We start from the raw sequence: 16,589 nt of genomic DNA, 5'->3' as shown, positions 1-16,589 counted from the left end.
GGTTGTTGCATCGTCATCGAATGGAACGGCCATCATCGGCCGATTGCCGCGCATCGTCGAGCACGGTCGCGAGCACGAGTGCCGCGATCAGCCCGAGATGCTCGAAAAAGCTGTTGAGCGCCATGAAGTGTTCGGCACCCGAACGGTTCCAGAAATCGTTCGCCACGACCATCGCGACGAGCGTCAGCATGCCGAGGCTGCCGGCGCCCAGCCACGTGAAACGGCGAAACACCACGCACAGCGAGCCCGCGATCTCGACCGCGATCGCGAGCGCCGCCCACAGTGCGGCCGGCTGCAGGCCGAAATGCGCCTGCTCCGCGACCGCGGCGGAGAAGTCGAGCGCCTTCGCGACGCCGCCGAGCAGATAGGCGGACACCAGCGCGACGCGCGCGAGCGGCAGGACCCATGGTTGCGCGAGCAGCGCGCGGATCCACGCGGGGGTGCGGTAGACGGTGCGCGTCGTCATGTCAGATCGCCCAGCACGAACAGCCGAACGCGCCCCAGAAGCCCTTCGCATCCGACGTCGGCAACGTGCTTGCCCATGCGCTCGCGTGCGCATGCTGGTGAAGGTTGCATTCGTTCGCGCAGCCGCACATCGCGGCGGCCGCTGCCGCACGTTGCAGCGGCGCGCCGTTGCGTTGCGTCGCGCCCCAGCCGCCATAGCCGCCGAACTCGCGCACCGGCGACCAGTCCGGCATCGCCGGCGGAATCGGCGCGTCGTGCGACGCGAACGGCCCCGCGCCCCACACGATCTTCCCGTCGACCACCGTCAGCAATGCGGTCGTGGCGGCGATATCGTCCTCCGCGCACCCGAAGAAATCGCGATCGGGGACCACCAGGTCGGCAAGCTGACCCACCGCGATCCGGCCTTTCTTGCCTTCCTCGTTCGAGAACCACGTCACATACTCGGTCCACATCCGCAGCGCGGTTTCGCGATCGAGCAGGTTACGCTGCGGATACATGCGCATGCCGCCGACCGTCTTGCCCGTCACGAGCCACGCAAGCGATACCCACGGGTTGTACGACGCGACGCGCGTCGCGTCCGTGCCGGCCGACACCTTGAGCCCCTTCGCGAGCATCTTCGCGACCGGCGGCGTCGCCTCCGCGGCTTGCGCGCCGTAGCGCTCGACGAAGTATTCGCCCTGGTACGCCATCCGGTGCTGCACCGCGATCCCGCCGCCGAGCGCGGCGATCCGGTCCATCGATTGCTCGGTGATCGTTTCCGCGTGATCGAAGAACCAGTTCAGCCCTTCGAGCGGAATGTCCTCGTTGACCTTCTCGAACACGTCGAGCGCGCGGCTGATCGTTTCGTCATAGGTCGCGTGCATGCGCCACGGCCAGCGGTTTTCCGCGAGCACGCGCACGACGCCTTCGAGATCGTCCTCCATCTGCGCGGGCAGGTCCGGACGCGCGACGCGAAAATCCTCGAAGTCGGCCGCGGAAAACGCCAGCATCTCGCCGGCGCCGTTGTTGCGGAAGTAGTCGGTGCCGTCGTGATACTTGACGCTCTTCGTCCAGTTCACGAAGTCTTCCTTCTCCGCGTTCGGCTTCTGCGTGAACAGGTTGTACGCGATCCGGATCGTCATCTCGCCCGCGTCGTGCAGCTTGCGGATCACTTCGTAATCGTCGGGGTAATTCTGCGACCCGCCGCCCGCGTCGATCACGCCCGTCACGCCGAGCCGGTTCAGCTCTCGCATGAAATGGCGCGTCGAGTTGTACTGATACTCGAACGGCAGCTTCGGCCCCTTCGCGAGCGTCGCGTAGAGGATCGTCGCGTTCGGGTTCGCGAGCAGCAGGCCGGTCGGGTTGCCGGCGGCATCGCGCAGGATCGTGCCGCCCGGCGGCTCCGGCGTGTCCTTCGTATAGCCGACGACACGCAGCGCGGCCGCGTTCAGCAACGCGCGATCGTACAGGTGCAGGATGAACACGGGCGTGTCCGGCGCGACCGCATTGAGTTCGTCGATCGTCGGCAGCCGCTTCTCCACGAACTGATGTTCGGTGAAGCCGCCGACCACGCGCACCCACTGCGGCGCGGGCGTGATCGCGACCTGCTGCTTGAGCATCTCCATCGCGAGCGCAAGCGACGGCACGCCGTCCCAACGCAGTTCCATGTTGTAGTTCAGTCCGCCACGAATCACGTGGCAGTGGTTGTCGATCAGACCCGGCAGCACGCCGCGGCCGCCGAGATCGACCACCTTCGTCGCGCGGCCCGCGAGCGGCATCACGTCCGCTTCGCTGCCGACGGCGACGAAGCGGCCGTCCTTGATCGCGACGGCGGTCGCGACCGGGTTCGCGCGGTCGAGCGTCGTGATGTGCCCGTTGTGCAGGATCAGATCGGGTTGAGTATCGGTTGCGCTCATTGACATCTCCTCGATGCGGTCAGAAGCCGAGCCAGTGACGAACCGGCGCGATGGCCTGCACGCCGACCAGCATGCCGGCGAGGCCCACCAACGCGATCAGCGGCGGCGCAGGCGAGCGTACCTTGATCACGCTGTACACGACGCCGATCAGCACGCCGGCGCCCAATGAAACTAGATAAGATTCCATAACGATTTCTCCCGGCCGGATTAGAATGATCCGCATCGCATCGGCCGCATGCTACGCTCCCCTCGCATCCGTTTCGCTTCCCTGCCATCCGTTCCGACCATGCAACACCTTCCTGATCTCGAGGCCTGGGCCATCTTCGCGCGCGTCGCGGAGACCGGTTCGTTCGCAAAAGCCGCCGAGCTGCTCGGCGTCTCGCAACCGACCGTGTCGAAAGCGATCGCGCGCCTCGAAAAGCGCCTCGGCGCGATGCTGCTGTACCGCACGTCGCGCAAGCTGTCGCTCACGCCGACCGGCGAACTGCTGCGCGACCGCGCGATCCGCCTGCTCGCCGACGCGGAACTGATCGAGAACGAGGCCACCGCGCAAGCGCTCGAACCGCACGGCCTCGTGCGCGTGAACGCGCCGATGTCGTTCGGGCTGCACCATCTGTCGCCGGTGCTGCCCGCGTTTCTCGAGCGCTATCCGCACGTCGACATCGATCTCGTGCTCACCGATCACATCGTCGACATCGTATCCGGCGGCTTCGACGTCGCGATCCGCATCGCCGAGTTGAGCGATTCGACGCTGCGCTCGCGTCGCCTCTGCGCGGTGCGCCGGCCGCTCGTCGCGTCGCCCGCGTATCTCGACCGGCGCGGCCGCCCCACGCATCCGCGCGACATCGAACAGCACGTGTGCCTCACGTATACGAACCTGCCGACGCCCGAGCACTGGCGCTTCCGCCATTCGGCATCCGGCGAGGATGTCGGGGTGAACGTGCACGGTCGCATTCGCACGAACAATGCGGACGTGATCCTCCCCGCGCTCGTCGGCGGTCACGGCCTCGCGCTGCAGCCCGAGTTCCTGGTGTGGGACGAACTGCAGCGCGGCGCGCTCGAGGAAGTGATGAGCGACTGGAAGATCGCCGACATCAACGTGAACCTCGTCACGCCGCCCGGCATGCTGCGCGCCGCGCGCGTGACGGTGCTGCTCGATTTCCTCGCCGAACATTTCTCGCGCGCGCCGTGGGCGCTGCCCGCCGCCTGAACGCGTGACGGCCGACGGCACGCGATCGCCGCAGTAACCGTCGCGGCGATCGCGGCGATCGCGGCCGGCGGCCCGTTACTTCGCCGGCACGGCCGGAATCGACTCGTGCGGCGTCGCGGTACGCTGCTGCGCCTTGTGGACCATCGTGTACGCGTAGTCGATGCCCATCCCGTATGCGCCGGAATGCTCCTTGGCGATCGCAACCACGGCATCGTAGGTGTCACGGCGCGCCCAGTCGCGCTGCCATTCGAGCAGAACCTGCTGCCACGTGACCGGCACGACGCCGGCCTGCACCATGCGCTGCATCGCGAAGTCGTGCGCGGCCTGCGACGTGCCGCCCGATGCGTCGGCGACCATGTAGATCTCGTAGTCGCCTTCGAGCATCGCGCACAACGCGAACGTCGTGTTGCAGACTTCGGTCCACAGGCCCGACACGACGACCTTCTTGCGGCCGTTCGCGGCGAGCGCGTCGCGTACCTTCTGGTCGTCCCACGAGTTCATCGACGTGCGTTCGAGCGTCTTCTGGTTCGGGAACACGTCGAGCAGTTCGGGATACGTGTGGCCCGAGAAGCTCTCGCTTTCGACCGTCGTGATCGTGGTGGGGATGTTGAAGACCTTCGCGGCCTTCGCGAGCCCGACGACGTTGTTCTTCAGCGTCTGGCGATCGATCGACTGCACGCCGAACGCCATCTGTGGCTGCTGATCGATGAAGATCAGCTGGCTGTTCTGCGGCGTCAGTACCTCAAGTTTCGGGTTGCTCATGGCGGATGGGTCCTGTGAACGGAAAAAGGGGGCCCGCCTCGACCGTGAAAACGGGAGGCGCCCGGAATGCGTCGGCGCCGGATCGTCATCATCCGGGCCGACACATTTAAGCCGCAAACGCGCGGCGCGAACACCCAAGGAATGGAATCGATCCGATTCCCGAATGGATGTCCGTTCGGGGCCGCCCGCCCTTTTTTTCTTCACGCAAACCCGATACGCTTTCAAGACTCTGACGGCGCCGTTCCGGTGCCGCTCGGCCATCACGAGGCGCACCACCATGAAACCGTATGTCCTGTCGCTGCTCGCCGGCATCCTCGCCGGCGTCATCTACGGCGCGATCGGCGTGAACTCGCCCGCGCCGCCGGTCATCGCGCTCGTCGGCCTGCTCGGCATGCTGGCCGGCGAACAGATCCTGCCCGTCGCGCGGCGCATGCTGTCCGGCCATCGGCTGAACACCGCATGGCGCGATGCGAAGTGCAGCCAGCACATGTTCGGCGCGCTGCCGGGCGGCGCCGCGAACGACCGCAAGCCTTCTTGATCCACCCCATCGCCGCCGGCCACGCATGACCAACGTCGAGCTGTTCCATTACCTGTTGCTGTTGATCTGCGGCGCGGGCGCCCTCACCTGGCTCGCCGAGCGAATCTCGATTCCGCCGGCCGTCGTGCTGCTGCTCGGCGGCTGCGTGGTCGCCGTCGCCGGCAAGCGCGTGCCCGACATGGACCCGGCGCTGCTGCTCGCGGCCGTGCTGCCGCCGCTGCTGATGTCGAGCGGGTTCTATACCGCCTGGAAGGAATTCCGGCAGGAGCTCGCCTCGATCGCGTCGCTCGCGCTCGGGGCCGTGGCGTTCACGACCGTCGCGGTCGCGCTCGCCGTGCATGCGGCGAATCCCGCGCTGCCGTGGGCCGCGTGCTTCACGCTCGGCGCGATCGTGTCGCCGCCCGACGCGGTCGCCGCGAAGGCGATCCTGCAGCGCCACCCGCTGCCCGCGCGGCTCGTCGCGGTGCTGGAAGGCGAAAGCCTCGTCAACGACGCATCGGGCCTGCTGCTGTACCAGATGGCCGTGTCGGCCGCGCTCGCCGTATCGATCACGGCGGCGAGCGCGACCGGCCTGTTCTTCTCGCTCACGCTGATCGGCATCGCGGTCGGCCTCGCGTGCGGCCATGCGATGTGCTGGGTGCTGCAACGCCTGCGCGAGCCGATGCTCGGCATCGTCGTGACGTTCGCGATGGCATGGGGCAGCTACGGGATCGCGGAAGCCGTCCACGGCTCCGGCGTGCTGTCGGTCGTCACCTGCGGCCTCGTGCTCGGCGTGCGCCAGCACCGCGTGTTCGGCGCCGACATGCGGATCAAGGCGAAGGCGACGTGGGAAGCGATCGTGTTCGTGCTCGACGCGCTCGTGTTCATCCTGATCGGCCTCGCGCTGCACGCGATCCTCGCGGGCGTGAACCACGAAGGCGCGGTGCTGATGGCCGGCCTGCGGGTCGCGCTGCCGGCGACGGCCGCCGCGATCGGCGCGCGCATCGTGTGGGTGTTCGTCGCGATGTGGCTGCCGGGCCGCCTGCGCGCGCGGCGCGCGGGCCGCGCGGCGTGGTCGTGGCGCGAAGCCGTCGTGCTCGGCTGGTCGGGCATGCGCGGCGTCGTGAGCCTCGCGGCCGCGATCGCGCTGCCGGCCAATTTCCCGGGCCGCGACCTGATCCTGTTCAGCACGTTCCTGCTGATCATCGCGACGCTCGTCGTGCAGGGCGGCACGCTCGCGCCGCTGATCCGCGTGCTGAAACTGCGCCCGGCCGCGCGCCGCACGATGTCCGAACACGCGGTGCGCGCGCACACGTTCGGCGCGGCGCTTGCCGAGCTCGACGCGCGCGAGCAGCGCGGCGCCGGCCTCGAACGCGCATCGCTCGACCGGCTGCTGACCGAATACCGCAGCCGCGTCGCGTTCAACGAACGCGCGCACCGCGACGGCGCGGAGCCCGCGGACGTGCGCGCGCGGATGCTGCGCGTCGAGCTCGAACTCGTCGGCGTGTCGCGCGACGCGCTGCTCGGCCTGCATCGCGACGGCCGGGTCGACGACGCGGTGCTGCACCGCATAGAATCCGAACTGGATTTCGAGGAGCTGCGGCTGCAGCGCCTGCTCGAACCCTGACGTCCGGCCTGCCGGCAGGCCCGCCCCCTTTCCCCACCTGGAATTTCAATGAGCGAACTCACCGTCGAAGCGAGCATCGGCCCGGTCGATTACCTCGTCCACTTCACCGACGGCGTCCACCAGTGGCGCGCCGACGAACCCGCGTCGCTCGGCGGCGGCGATACGGCGCCGACGCCCGTCGCCCTGCTGCTGTCGAGCCTCGGCGCGTGCACGGCGATCACGCTGAAGATGGTTGCGCAACGAAAAGGCTGGCCGCTCGCCGAAGTGCACGTGAAGCTCGCGCACGAATCGGGCAGCGCGGGCAGCACGATCGTGCGCCGCATCACGCTCGACGGCAACCTGACCGACGAGCAGCGTGAACGCCTGCTGCAGATCGCGAACGCGTGCCCGGTGCACAAGATCCTCACGCACCCGATCGCGATCGACACGGCGATCGCCTGAGTACCTCCCGTCACCGCCACCGCCCCCGTCACGAGATTCCCGTCATGTCCGCCTCGATCAAGACCCTGCTCACGCCGCGCGAAAGCGACATCGGCAACCTCGTCGTGCGCCGCGTGCTGCCCGCGCGCGCCGCGCGCCTCGTCGGCCCGTTCATCTTCTTCGACGAGATGGGCCCGGCCATGCTGCCGGCCGGCCGCGGCATCGACGTGCTGCCGCATCCGCACATCGGGCTCGCGACCGTCACCTACCTGTTCGACGGCTCGCTGATGCATCACGACAGCCTCGGCTTCCGGCAGAAGATCGTGCCGGGCGACGTGAACTGGATGACGGCCGGCCGCGGCATCGTGCATTCGGAGCGCTCGCCCGACGAGGATCGGCCGCGCGAGCAGCCGGTGCACGGGATCCAGACCTGGGTCGCGCTGCCGGTCGAGCACGAAGACACCACGCCCGCGTTCGTTCACCATGCGGCCGACACGCTGCCGTCGTTCACGCGCGACGGCGTGACCGTGCGCGTGATCGCGGGCACCGCGTTCGGGCACGCGTCGCCGGTCGCCGTGTTCTCGCCGACGCTCTATGCGTATGCGGAATTCGCACCGGGCGGGCAGCTCGCGCTCGATGCGGAGCACGACGAACGCGGCGTATATCTCGTCGACGGCGACCTCGGCATCGACGGCACGCCGCTCGCCCCCGCGACGATGGCCGTGCTCGAACCGGGCGCGACCGTCGCGCTGGCCAGCACGAACGGCGCACGCGTGATGCTGCTCGGCGGCGCGCACCTGCCGGGCGAGCGTTTCATCGAATGGAATTTCGTGTCGAGCGAACGCGCGAAGATCGATGCGGCGCGTGCCGCGTGGGCCGATCAGACGTTCGGCAAGGTGCCGGGCGAAGAAAACGAATGGACGCGGCAGCCGGAACGCAAGGCATGACGCCACGCGCAACGGGCGGCCACGGCCGCCCGGCGATGCGCGCTCAGCATGGCACGAGGCCCACGACCCCGCCACCCGACTGCGTACACCAGCGCTGTTCCTGCCGAGGCTGCGCCTGCGCTTGCGGCGGCGAGTACGGCACGGCCCTCGCCATGGCAAGCGCGTTGGCCAACGCTTTGGACTCTACCTGCCGCTGTTGCTCGATCGACGCGCGCTGCGCGTCGTCCGCCTGCTTCGTCAGCGCAACCAGCCTCGCATACCGGGGATCGCGCGCGTCCTGGAATGGCGGCAGCGGCGGCGGCACCGGCACGGCAGGCGCGGTGCCTCGGTAGCGGGGGATCGACATCTTCGAGGTCTTCCCCCAGATCGCCGCCTCGCCGATATCCCACATCGCCACCCGCATCTCGAGCGCGTGTTCATAGCCGCGATCGACCTCGGCCGTCGTGGGCGTGCCCGTCGGCGCGGGAAGCGGCTGCAGCGACGGCGGCAGCGGCTGCAGCGACGGATGGACGAGCCGCACCCAGCTCACGGCGGCCACCGAGTATTGATACAGGACGCGCTGGTAAGCGTCGAGTATTCTGGCGCGACTGTCGGGCGTGGAGGCCTGGGCGCTCGACACCAGCGCGATGAACGACGTCAGCGTCTGGGTATAGCGTGCGCCGTCTTCCTTCTGCGCCGCCACGCGTTCCGGCTGCGGGCCGGACGATGCGTTCAACATCCCTGCGCACCCCGACAGCGCGGCGACCATGGCCGCGCACAGCCCTGCCGTTCGAAACGCGATCCGAATGTGATACGACATGGCAGCCCCCAACCGATACGAGACAAACACCCAATGAATCTGCGGTGACCGGCACCGGCAGCTGCGACGCGGATCGCCGGACCGCCCTGGCGACGGCGCCGGTCAGAGCCCGACCGTACGACCTTTACGTTCAAGAGAACGGGCCGCCCTGACGCGGCTGCCCCTTGCGATTGCAAACCGGCGGGTTCGTCATGCCGAAAGACAGCAGATTGCCGCCGTTGATCGTGCACGCGAACTCCTTGCCGTCCCTGGCTTTCAGGTTGACGTAGGTATTCGTCCCTTCGGTGCGGCGATTGACGATGACGAGTTCATCGGGCGAGTACCCCAGCGTGCCGGCCGTACTGGACTTGATCTTGTCGTCGGTCAGCATGTTGGTGCTGCCCGCGATACCCGCGCAGCCGGACACCAGCAATACCGTCAGCCCGACGAGAATAGCGCTTGCCGAACGCATAAACCCTCCATTATTTGACTTTTATCGCCTATTTATCGAATAAACATACGCGCTGCTCGCGCGGCTATTCGATGGAATAGCCGAAACAGCCTGGAACGTATGCCCGATGGACTTCGCCAAATGATATAGACCGGTCTAGTTTCGTGTCAACCACGCCTGATTAAAATCGGGGGATCTCCCGCCGGGCCGCTGTTCCTTCAGGCCTTCAATCCCATCAGCTTCGCGAGCGTCGGCCAGCGATCGAGCGACGCGTCGAACGCGCGACGCGCCTGTTCGTCGACGTAGCGCTCGGGATCGAGCGCGGGCAGATGCCGCGCGAGGCCGATCACGTCGTTCGGTTGCGACAGGCGATCGTCGTCGCCTTCGCCGGAAATCGTCACTGTTCGTCGATCCATACGCCGTCCGGAGTTTTCACCGCGTAACCCGCGGCCGTCTGCATCGTCACCGTGCCCTCGTTCTCGCCGATCATCCGCGTGCGCGGCAAATCGGCCGCGTATTGCGCGAGCGTCGCGCCCGGCTTGAACGGGCTGTTCGACACGAGATTCGACAGCAACTGCGCGAGCGCGAGGAAACTGGTCGGCTGGTCGATCACGGTCGTCGCGCCGTGGTTGCCCGTGAAGCCGACGAGCCGCACGCCGACCGGCCCGTGCACGATGCGCGGCGTCGGAATCTCGCGCAGCCCCGCGACCTGGTTCTTGTCGCCGCGCAACGCGGCGCCGTGCTCGGGCACGAACACGATCACCGCACGGCGGCCCGATTGCGCGATCAGGTCGGCGAGACGGTCGAAGTCGGTCATCATTTTCGTCGCGCGCTGCGGGTACGAGTCGATGCTCGTCAGCGCGCTGCCGACGACACGGTTGCCGTCGTGCAGGCTGATCGTGTTGTAGTACAGCGCGACCGGCCCCGGCACCGCCGCGCGCTGCGCGTACCAGTTCGCGAGCGTCGAGTAGTCGTCCTTGATCGCCGAACCGTCGAACGCATGCATCGCGACCGGCGCGGCCGCGTTCGAGATCATCGGCGCATCGGCCACGCCGATGTTGTCGTGGATCACCTGCAGGAAATTGTCGAAATGGCCGTCGTGGTTCAGCAGCGACTGCACCGTGTAGCCGGCGCCCGCCAGTTGCGAGAACAGATGGCACTGCTGCGGCGCGCTCTTGTACAGGTCCGCATGCGCTTCCTGCCCGCAGCTCGCGCGCAGCACGCGGATCGCCGCCGGGCCGCTGTAGCTCGCGGCCGTGCTGAAGTTCGTGAACAGGTAGTCGAAGTGGCTCAGCATCGGATGGTTGCGCACCTTCGCCGCATCGAGGTCGTCCCACGATAGCGAGCAGATGTGCAGCACGATCACGTCGAACTGCGCGGCCGGATCGCTGCCGAGATGGCCGAACGCGACCTGCCGCTGCGACTCCTGCGCGCGGAACGTCGCGAGCGCCGCGTTGTGATCCTCAGGCTGGTCGACGCGCGTGGCGCCCGCCGCGTTCGCCTGCGGCTGCGCTGGCGCGGCGACGCGCGCCATCAGCCCGCTGCCGGCCTGCCACAGCGGCATCACGATCAGCACGGCCACCACGAACGTCGCGACGCGCAGCCAGCGATTGACGATGAAATAGACGATCAGCACGCCGACGATCGTCAGCGCCAGCACGGGCGGCAGCAGCCGCGGCAACAGCTCCATCCAGTAGTCGAGACGGAACGTGCTGACCTCGCGCGCGGCCTCCGCGAGACGGGCGAGCGGCGGCGCATGCAGCTCGCGCGCGAGCAGCGGCACCGCGATCGCGATCGCCACGACCTGCCGGACGATGCGCCACGCGCGCGACCGGATCGGCGCGCTCGCCACGAGCGCCACCGCGAACGCGAGGTTCGCGAGCCAGAACGGCTGCAGGCGCCCGGTCGCGAACAGCGCGAACTTCAGGATGAAATACAGATTCCAGAACGTCATCTAACCCACTCCATGATGCGCGCCGCGTCAGTCGCGCGCGCGATCGAGTTTCGGCGCGAGCATGGCCTGCACGCCGCGCGCCGCACCCTTCCACATTCGTACATAACCGTCCAGCCCGATCCGCAGCACTTCCTTGAGCCCGCCGAGCGGCGTGTCGGGCCGCGCGCTTTCGTGCCAGTCGAGCCACGCATCCGCGCGGCCGAACGTGCATTGCACGAGCTGGCGCTCCTGCTCGAGCGTCAGTTCCTCGAAGCTCACGCCGACATGGGTCGGCGTCGCACGGGTCACGCGCACCGGGAACGGAAACGCGCGGTCGCCCCGCGTCACGCACACCGTCAGCGTGTCGCCGACGGCGAGCGGCAGCCCCGGCACCGCTTCGAGCCCGAGGCCGCCGGTCGAGTAGTCGCTCGTGAAGCACGCGGCGGTCGAGCCGTCGGCGAGCAGCAGCATCGCCGGCACGCGCATCGCGATCCGATGCGTGACGCGCACCTGCCTGGTCTCGCGCGCGACGGCCAGCGCCGCGCCGAGCATCGCGAGGTTGTAGACGGTCCAGCCGAGCGTGATCAGGATCGTCGACGCCTCGTCGCCCTGGTCGGCCACGAGCCGCCACAGGCCGGCGACGATCGCGAGCACGTTCAGCGCGAACAGCACGAGATACGGTTTCGACGTCGACCAGTCGACGTAGCCTTCGTCGATCTTGCCGCCCTTGTCGGTCACGTTGAACTTGCCGTGCTTCGGGCTGAAGAACGCGACGGTGGTCGGCAGCGCGATGTACCACGCGAGCACCGATTCGTAGACCTCGGCCCAGAACGAATGACGGTAGCGCCCCTGCATCCGCGAGTTCGCGACGTTCGCGAGCACGAGATACGGGATCACGTAGCTCGCGAGCGCGAACGACGACGCGTTGATGAAGTACAGGTGGAAGAACAGGTACGCGAGCGGGATCGTCAGGAATACCAGCCGCGGAATCCCGTAGAAGAAATGCAGCATCGCGTTGCCGTAGCAGATCCGCTGGATGAAACCGAGCCCGCGCCCGAGGAACGGGTTGTCGATCCGGAAGATCTGCGCCATCCCGCGCGCCCAGCGCGTGCGCTGCTTCACGTGGCCGGCGAGGCTTTCGGTCGCGAGGCCGGCCGCCTGCACGGTCGGCAGGTACGCCGACGTATAGCCGCGCCGATGCAGCTTGAGCGCGGTGTGCGCGTCCTCGGTCACGGTCTCGACCGCGACGCCGCCCACCTCCTCCAGCGCGCTGCGCTTGAGCACCGCGCACGATCCGCAGAAGAACGTCGCGTTCCACAGGTCGTTGCCCGACTGCACGAGACCGTAGAACAGGTTGCCCTCGTTCGGGACCTCGCGGAACGTGCCGAGATTGCGCTCGAACGGATCGGGCGAGAAGAAATGGTGCGGCGTCTGCACGAGCGCGCATTTCGGGTCGCGCAGGAACACGCCCATCGTCGTCTGCAGGAACGAGCGCGTCGGCACGTGATCGCAGTCGAAGATCGCGATGTAGTCGCCATGCGTCTTCGGCAGCGCGCGGTTGATGTTGCCGGCCTTCGCGTGCAGGTTGTCGTCGCGCGTCAGGTAGTCGATGCCGGCCTCGGCCGCGAATGCCGCGAACTCGGGGCGCCGGCCGTCGTCGAGCAGGTACACGCGCAGCTTCGCGCTCGGCCAGTCGATGCTCTGCGCGGCGAACACGGTCGGCTTCACGACCGACAGCGGCTCGTTGTAGGTCGGGATATAGACGTCGACGGTCGGCCAGGTGTCCGGATCGTCGGGCAGCGGCACGATCGGCCGGTCGAGCGGCCACGCGGTCTGCACGAAGCCGAGCAGCAGGATCATCCACGTATAGGCTTCGGCGCCGTACAGCAGGTAGCCGGCGACGGCCTCGACGGGGCTGCGGAAGTCGAGCGTCTGCGTCGTGCGCCACCACACGTAGCGCAGCGTGGCCAGCAGCGCGAGCGACGCGAGCGCGAGGGTCGGCAGATGGCCCGGCAGGCGGCGCAGCGCGAGCGCGAGCACCGCGACGATCGCGAAGAACGCGAACTGCGCGCCGGGCATCAGCGGCGACATCCCGGCCGCGGCCCACAGCACCGCGCCGGCGACGAGCAGCAGCGGCGCGAGCCACGGGCGCCGGCCGACGCCGTTCGCGCGCGCATCGAGCCAGCCGCCCCAGCGCCCCCACGGCAGGCGCTCGAGCAGCGCATTGAGGCGCCGGCCGACCGCACGGCCGGCCACATAGACGGGCACGACGAACGTGTCGAACCACGCGAGCGGATCGCGCGCGGGCCGGCCGTCGGCCGCACGCGGTGCGCGCACGATCGCGCGCCACAGCCATTCGCGCACGCTGAGCGGCTGCAGCACGCCCCAGTCGTACGCGAGCCGCAGGAACGCGACGCGCACCCAGCGGCGCACATGATCGGGGCGGCCGGGCGGCGGTGCGTGGAAGAACAGCCGCACGAACCAGTCCACCCGCGTGCGTTCCGCCGGCAGCCCGATGCCGCGCGCGCACCAGTCGGCCGCGCGACGGCCGAACGCGCGCAGTCGCGACGCGAGCGCGGCCTTCATCGCACGCCTCCCGCGCGGCCGGCGACGGCCGCCGTCAGCCACGTGTCGACCCAGTTCGCGACGCCGTTCAGGTCGTGCGACGCCTGCGAATACGGCGCATCGTCGAAGATCCAGCTGCCGCGCGCGAGCGCTTCGGGCACCGCCGCGTCGACGTGGATGCGCTGCTCGAGCATCGACGCCGGCCCCGCGACCGCGCGCAGCATCGCCAGCGCGTCGCGCTGCATGTCGCGCGCCGGGTTCAGCCGGTTCACGACGATCTGCAGTTCGCCGCGGCCGGCCCGCAGCGCGCCGAGCCGCGCGGCCGTCGTCGCGCACGCGACCGGCTCCGGCGGCACGACGACGAGCGTCAGGTCCGCGCGGCGAATCGCCTGCTCGGCCTGCGGCGACGGATAGCGCGCGGTGTCGACCAGCACGACGCCGTCGGCCGGCAGCGCGATCTCGTCGAGCGCGCGCGACAGCCAGGCCGGATCGGCAGCGAGCCGCGCATCGCACGCGGCGGCGCCGGCCGCATCGACCTGCCCGTACGGCACGAACAGCACGCCGTCGGCGTTGCGCCACGTGTGCGCGTGCCACGGTTCGGCGCCGCCGAGCAGGCCGTGCGCGAGACCGTGTTCGGCCAGCGTATCGAGGCCGAGCGTCGCGCCCATCAGGTTCTGTGCATCGAATTCGACGGCGACGACCGGCCGGCCGCGGCGCGCGAGCAGCACCGCGAGCGCGGCGGCCAGCGTCGTGCGGCCCGCGCCGCCCGTCGTCGACGTGAGGGCGATCGTCTTCATCGTGCCGCCTTGCTGTCGCGTTCGTGGCGTTCGTAGCGTTCGTCGGCTTCTTCGCCGCCGACATCCGGCAGCAGGCGGCCGCGCAGCGCGACCGGCACGAGTTCGCACGGCACCGCGTCGCGCCGGTCGATGCCGCGCGGCGCGTGGAAGCCGCGGCCGATGCCCAGGTGCTGCGCGACGATCCACACCGGCACCGCGATCGCGACACCGACGATGAAGCCGATGACGAGTTCGGCGATCATGCGTCCTCCTGCTTGCGCAGCGGCATCGCGCTGCGGACGGCGCCGCGCGCACGCGCGGCGGGAATGACGGGTTGCGACGGCGACGCGTCGACGGCGTCGATGACGCCGGACGCGGATGCCTGCGGCACGCCGATCGCGTCGAGCGCGATGACGGTATCGATCGCCTCGATCGCGTCGCTCACCTCGCTCGCGTCGGGCAACGCCGTGCCGGGACCAGCCGGCGCAGGCGCCGCGCGCGCGGCGGCGGCCGGTTGCGGCGCCGCGAACAGGTCGCTGTAGTCGGCGATCGGCGCGCGCCGGTTCTCGGCCTTCAGCGCGTCGAGCTCGGTGTCGATGCTGCCCTGGCCGAGGCACACGACGCGATCGGACAGCGTATCGACCGGCACGTCGAAGATCCGCGCGAGCGCATCGTCGGCGTCCACTGGCTCGCAAGCGAACAGGAACACGAACAGATGCCCTGCATCGGCCGTCACGACGTCGCCCGCGCGGCGCGGCCGGCAGTGCCGCAGCGCGTCGACGTGCGACACGCCCGGCAGCAGCGTGAGCTTCGCGAGCGTGTGCGGCAGCGCGAGCACCGCGCCGCGGTCGAGCACCGCGCGAATCCGCCGGCAGAACGTGCCGACCGGCAGATAGCCGAGCACCGAATCGCCGAGCGCGGCCGCGAGCGCCGCGCGATAGTCGGCCGCGACGGGCCGCGCGTAGAGCTGGCCGCGCAGCGCATGCACGGCGGCCTGCATCCGCGAGACGGGCAAGTCGCGCGCGACGACGCGGTTCGCGCCGACGCTCAGCACGAGCACCTCGAACTGGTGGCGCAGCACCTCGCCACGCTCGACGACCGCGATCTTCAGCGCGCCGCCGCACTGCCGGCGCAGCGCGTGCACGTCCGCGCACAGCGCTTCGAGTTGCGCATGCGAGCGGAACACGAGCACCGCGGTCGCGGCCTGCGCGCTCGCGCACGCGGCGACGACGGCCGCGTTGTCGTCGACGATCTCCCAGCCGTCCGGCACGCGGCTCGCGCCGTCGAGCACCGCGCGGCTGACCACCACGCGATCCTCGTCGCTCGCGAGCTTCATCCGGCGCGCCGGTTCGGTCGCGCCGCCATCGACGCTCGCCGACAGCCGGCCGCCCGGCGCAAAGCGCAGCGGGCGCACCTCGCCGGCCGCGAGCGTGTCGCCCGCGCGCCAGAAATCGACGACCCACAGCAGCTCGCCGTGCGTGCGCTGCAACTGCGCGACGCCCGAGCAGATCCCGTGGAAGCCGCTGCGCGGCGTACGATCCGCGTCGCGCACGAGCGGCGCATCGTCGGCGCGCGCGTCGTCGCCCGCCCGGGTCGCTTCGGGATCGAGCAGCAGCACGAGCGCGATCCGGCGCGTGCGGCACCAGTCGGCCAGCGCGTGCGCTTCATCCGCGAGCGCGACCGGATCGTCCCAACTGAACCAGCGCTGCGCACCTTCGACGAAATACAGCGAACGGGCATGCAGCCCGTAGCGCTTCATCGCGCGCAAGCCGCCGGTCAGCCGCGCGAACGGGCCCGGCGCCACGCCGCGCGGCGCAGCGGCGATCACACCGGCGTCGGCACCGGCGTCGGCCGGCTCGGCCGCCGGCGGCATCGCCAGCACGTTCAGGTTGCGCGGCCAGCCGGCCGGCTGCGCGCCGCCCGCGAAGCCGAGCGATGCCATGTGCGCGGCGACGCGCGCCGGATCGCGCGCGAGCACGATCGTGACGTCGCGCGTGCGCGCCTGGCGCGCGCTTTCCCACACCAGCGCGTCGCATCCCGGCGTGCCGCCGGCCGCGTAGATCGCGTAAAGACCGCCGGCCTCCAGTTGCGTCCAGGTATCGGGCAGGCCGTCGATCGCGAGCCGGCTCAATGCGCCGGCGCGGCCGCGCGCCGACCCCACACGCAGCAGCGCGCGCAGGCGATCGACCAGGCTGACAGCGCCGGACGCGGAGCGGGTGGCATCGAATTCCGTATTCACGGCA

Annotated in this window: 17 protein-coding genes; 5 read left to right on the top strand and 12 right to left on the bottom strand. The window is 69.5% G+C overall.

What is annotated here, in order from left to right; all coding sequences use genetic code 11:
- Window positions 1-13 precede the first annotated feature (13 nt).
- The 3 genes from KR541_RS06900 to KR541_RS06890 are packed head-to-tail and all read right to left on the bottom strand — an operon-like array spanning window position 14 to window position 2,547.
- Window positions 14-466 (bottom strand): DoxX family protein, encoded by a 453-nt coding sequence (locus tag KR541_RS06900; RefSeq protein WP_089488351.1) that lies wholly within the window; start codon window positions 464-466, stop codon window positions 14-16.
- Between the two features lies 1 nt (window position 467).
- Window positions 468-2,360, bottom strand: a complete 1,893-nt coding sequence (locus KR541_RS06895; protein WP_216090234.1) for an amidohydrolase — start codon at window positions 2,358-2,360, stop codon at window positions 468-470.
- A gap of 19 nt (window positions 2,361-2,379) precedes the next feature.
- Window positions 2,380-2,547, bottom strand: a complete 168-nt coding sequence (locus KR541_RS06890; RefSeq protein WP_050018059.1) for a DUF1427 family protein — start codon at window positions 2,545-2,547, stop codon at window positions 2,380-2,382.
- Between the two features lie 99 nt (window positions 2,548-2,646).
- Between KR541_RS06890 and KR541_RS06885 the strand changes: the two genes are divergently transcribed.
- Window positions 2,647-3,570 (top strand): LysR family transcriptional regulator, encoded by a 924-nt coding sequence (locus KR541_RS06885; RefSeq protein WP_089488349.1) that lies wholly within the window; start codon window positions 2,647-2,649, stop codon window positions 3,568-3,570.
- A gap of 75 nt (window positions 3,571-3,645) precedes the next feature.
- On the opposite strand, the gene KR541_RS06880 is transcribed toward KR541_RS06885, so the two are convergent.
- Window positions 3,646-4,332, bottom strand: coding sequence for a hydrolase (locus KR541_RS06880; protein WP_124556706.1), 687 nt, complete (start codon window positions 4,330-4,332; stop codon window positions 3,646-3,648).
- Window positions 4,333-4,609: 277 nt separating this feature from the next.
- On the opposite strand from KR541_RS06880, the gene KR541_RS06875 reads away from it, so the two are divergent.
- The 4 genes from KR541_RS06875 to KR541_RS06860 are packed head-to-tail and all read left to right on the top strand — an operon-like array spanning window position 4,610 to window position 7,843.
- Window positions 4,610-4,870 (top strand): XapX domain-containing protein, encoded by a 261-nt coding sequence (locus KR541_RS06875; protein WP_050018056.1) that lies wholly within the window; start codon window positions 4,610-4,612, stop codon window positions 4,868-4,870.
- A 25-nt stretch (window positions 4,871-4,895) separates the two neighbouring features.
- Entirely contained in the window at window positions 4,896-6,476 is a 1,581-nt protein-coding gene (locus KR541_RS06870; protein WP_089488347.1) for a cation:proton antiporter, read from the top strand.
- A 48-nt stretch (window positions 6,477-6,524) separates the two neighbouring features.
- The gene (locus KR541_RS06865; RefSeq protein WP_050018054.1) at window positions 6,525-6,917 is read left to right on the top strand and encodes an OsmC family protein; all 393 of its coding nucleotides are present in this window, start codon (window positions 6,525-6,527) and stop codon (window positions 6,915-6,917) included.
- 44 nt (window positions 6,918-6,961) lie between these two features.
- Window positions 6,962-7,843 (top strand): pirin family protein, encoded by an 882-nt coding sequence (locus KR541_RS06860; protein ID WP_124631955.1) that lies wholly within the window; start codon window positions 6,962-6,964, stop codon window positions 7,841-7,843.
- 43 nt (window positions 7,844-7,886) lie between these two features.
- Here KR541_RS06860 and KR541_RS06855 read toward each other — a convergent pair whose 3' ends face one another.
- The 8 genes from KR541_RS06855 to bcsE all read right to left on the bottom strand — a co-directional run bounded on the left by KR541_RS06855 (window position 7,887) and on the right by bcsE (window position 16,585).
- A complete protein-coding gene (locus KR541_RS06855) occupies window positions 7,887-8,642 on the bottom strand; it encodes a hypothetical protein (protein ID WP_050018052.1) in 756 nt (251 codons plus the stop codon).
- A gap of 130 nt (window positions 8,643-8,772) precedes the next feature.
- Window positions 8,773-9,093, bottom strand: coding sequence for a hypothetical protein (locus KR541_RS06850; protein ID WP_050018051.1), 321 nt, complete (start codon window positions 9,091-9,093; stop codon window positions 8,773-8,775).
- 197 nt (window positions 9,094-9,290) lie between these two features.
- Window positions 9,291-9,488: a hypothetical protein gene (locus KR541_RS06845; protein ID WP_050018050.1), complete on the bottom strand. Its 198-nt coding sequence runs from the start codon at window positions 9,486-9,488 to the stop codon at window positions 9,291-9,293.
- Window positions 9,470-11,026 (bottom strand): cellulose biosynthesis protein BcsG, encoded by a 1,557-nt coding sequence (gene bcsG, locus KR541_RS06840; RefSeq protein WP_050018049.1) that lies wholly within the window; start codon window positions 11,024-11,026, stop codon window positions 9,470-9,472. The genes KR541_RS06845 and bcsG overlap by 19 nt, the downstream gene beginning before the upstream one ends.
- 27 nt (window positions 11,027-11,053) lie before the next feature.
- Window positions 11,054-13,591 carry a UDP-forming cellulose synthase catalytic subunit gene (gene bcsA, locus KR541_RS06835; protein WP_050018048.1) on the bottom strand — a complete coding sequence of 846 codons (2,538 nt, stop codon included), beginning with the start codon at window positions 13,589-13,591 and terminating at the stop codon, window positions 11,054-11,056.
- Window positions 13,588-14,367 carry a cellulose biosynthesis protein BcsQ gene (bcsQ, locus tag KR541_RS06830; protein WP_089488345.1) on the bottom strand — a complete coding sequence of 260 codons (780 nt, stop codon included), beginning with the start codon at window positions 14,365-14,367 and terminating at the stop codon, window positions 13,588-13,590. Before bcsQ ends, bcsA begins: the two co-directional genes overlap by 4 nt.
- Window positions 14,364-14,609: a hypothetical protein gene (locus KR541_RS06825; RefSeq protein ID WP_124631958.1), complete on the bottom strand. Its 246-nt coding sequence runs from the start codon at window positions 14,607-14,609 to the stop codon at window positions 14,364-14,366. The genes bcsQ and KR541_RS06825 overlap by 4 nt, the downstream gene beginning before the upstream one ends.
- Window positions 14,606-16,585, bottom strand: coding sequence for a cellulose biosynthesis protein BcsE (gene bcsE, locus KR541_RS06820; RefSeq protein WP_216089464.1), 1,980 nt, complete (start codon window positions 16,583-16,585; stop codon window positions 14,606-14,608). The genes KR541_RS06825 and bcsE overlap by 4 nt, the downstream gene beginning before the upstream one ends.
- Window positions 16,586-16,589: the final 4 nt, after the last annotated feature.

Origin of the sequence: Burkholderia sola, from assembly GCF_905400185.1 — a bacterium.
GTDB lineage: Bacteria > Pseudomonadota > Gammaproteobacteria > Burkholderiales > Burkholderiaceae > Burkholderia > Burkholderia sola.
Note: the sequence above shows the minus strand (reverse complement) of the source record. Positions and strands in the feature narration are given on the sequence as shown.

What these genes read in the sequence shown, in the direction of transcription:
- KR541_RS06900 (WP_089488351.1), bottom strand. Translation starts at nt 466, where the DNA reads ATGACGACGCGCACCGTCTACCGCACCCCCGCGTGGATCCGCGCGCTG.
- KR541_RS06895 (WP_216090234.1), bottom strand. Translation starts at nt 2,360, where the DNA reads ATGAGCGCAACCGATACTCAACCCGATCTGATCCTGCACAACGGGCAC.
- KR541_RS06890 (WP_050018059.1), bottom strand. Translation starts at nt 2,547, where the DNA reads ATGGAATCTTATCTAGTTTCATTGGGCGCCGGCGTGCTGATCGGCGTC.
- KR541_RS06885 (WP_089488349.1), top strand. Translation starts at nt 2,647, where the DNA reads ATGCAACACCTTCCTGATCTCGAGGCCTGGGCCATCTTCGCGCGCGTC.
- KR541_RS06880 (WP_124556706.1), bottom strand. Translation starts at nt 4,332, where the DNA reads ATGAGCAACCCGAAACTTGAGGTACTGACGCCGCAGAACAGCCAGCTG.
- KR541_RS06875 (WP_050018056.1), top strand. Translation starts at nt 4,610, where the DNA reads ATGAAACCGTATGTCCTGTCGCTGCTCGCCGGCATCCTCGCCGGCGTC.
- KR541_RS06870 (WP_089488347.1), top strand. Translation starts at nt 4,896, where the DNA reads ATGACCAACGTCGAGCTGTTCCATTACCTGTTGCTGTTGATCTGCGGC.
- KR541_RS06865 (WP_050018054.1), top strand. Translation starts at nt 6,525, where the DNA reads ATGAGCGAACTCACCGTCGAAGCGAGCATCGGCCCGGTCGATTACCTC.
- KR541_RS06860 (WP_124631955.1), top strand. Translation starts at nt 6,962, where the DNA reads ATGTCCGCCTCGATCAAGACCCTGCTCACGCCGCGCGAAAGCGACATC.
- KR541_RS06855 (WP_050018052.1), bottom strand. Translation starts at nt 8,642, where the DNA reads ATGTCGTATCACATTCGGATCGCGTTTCGAACGGCAGGGCTGTGCGCG.
- KR541_RS06850 (WP_050018051.1), bottom strand. Translation starts at nt 9,093, where the DNA reads ATGCGTTCGGCAAGCGCTATTCTCGTCGGGCTGACGGTATTGCTGGTG.
- KR541_RS06845 (WP_050018050.1), bottom strand. Translation starts at nt 9,488, where the DNA reads ATGGATCGACGAACAGTGACGATTTCCGGCGAAGGCGACGACGATCGC.
- bcsG (WP_050018049.1), bottom strand. Translation starts at nt 11,026, where the DNA reads ATGACGTTCTGGAATCTGTATTTCATCCTGAAGTTCGCGCTGTTCGCG.
- bcsA (WP_050018048.1), bottom strand. Translation starts at nt 13,591, where the DNA reads ATGAAGGCCGCGCTCGCGTCGCGACTGCGCGCGTTCGGCCGTCGCGCG.
- bcsQ (WP_089488345.1), bottom strand. Translation starts at nt 14,367, where the DNA reads ATGAAGACGATCGCCCTCACGTCGACGACGGGCGGCGCGGGCCGCACG.
- KR541_RS06825 (WP_124631958.1), bottom strand. Translation starts at nt 14,609, where the DNA reads ATGATCGCCGAACTCGTCATCGGCTTCATCGTCGGTGTCGCGATCGCG.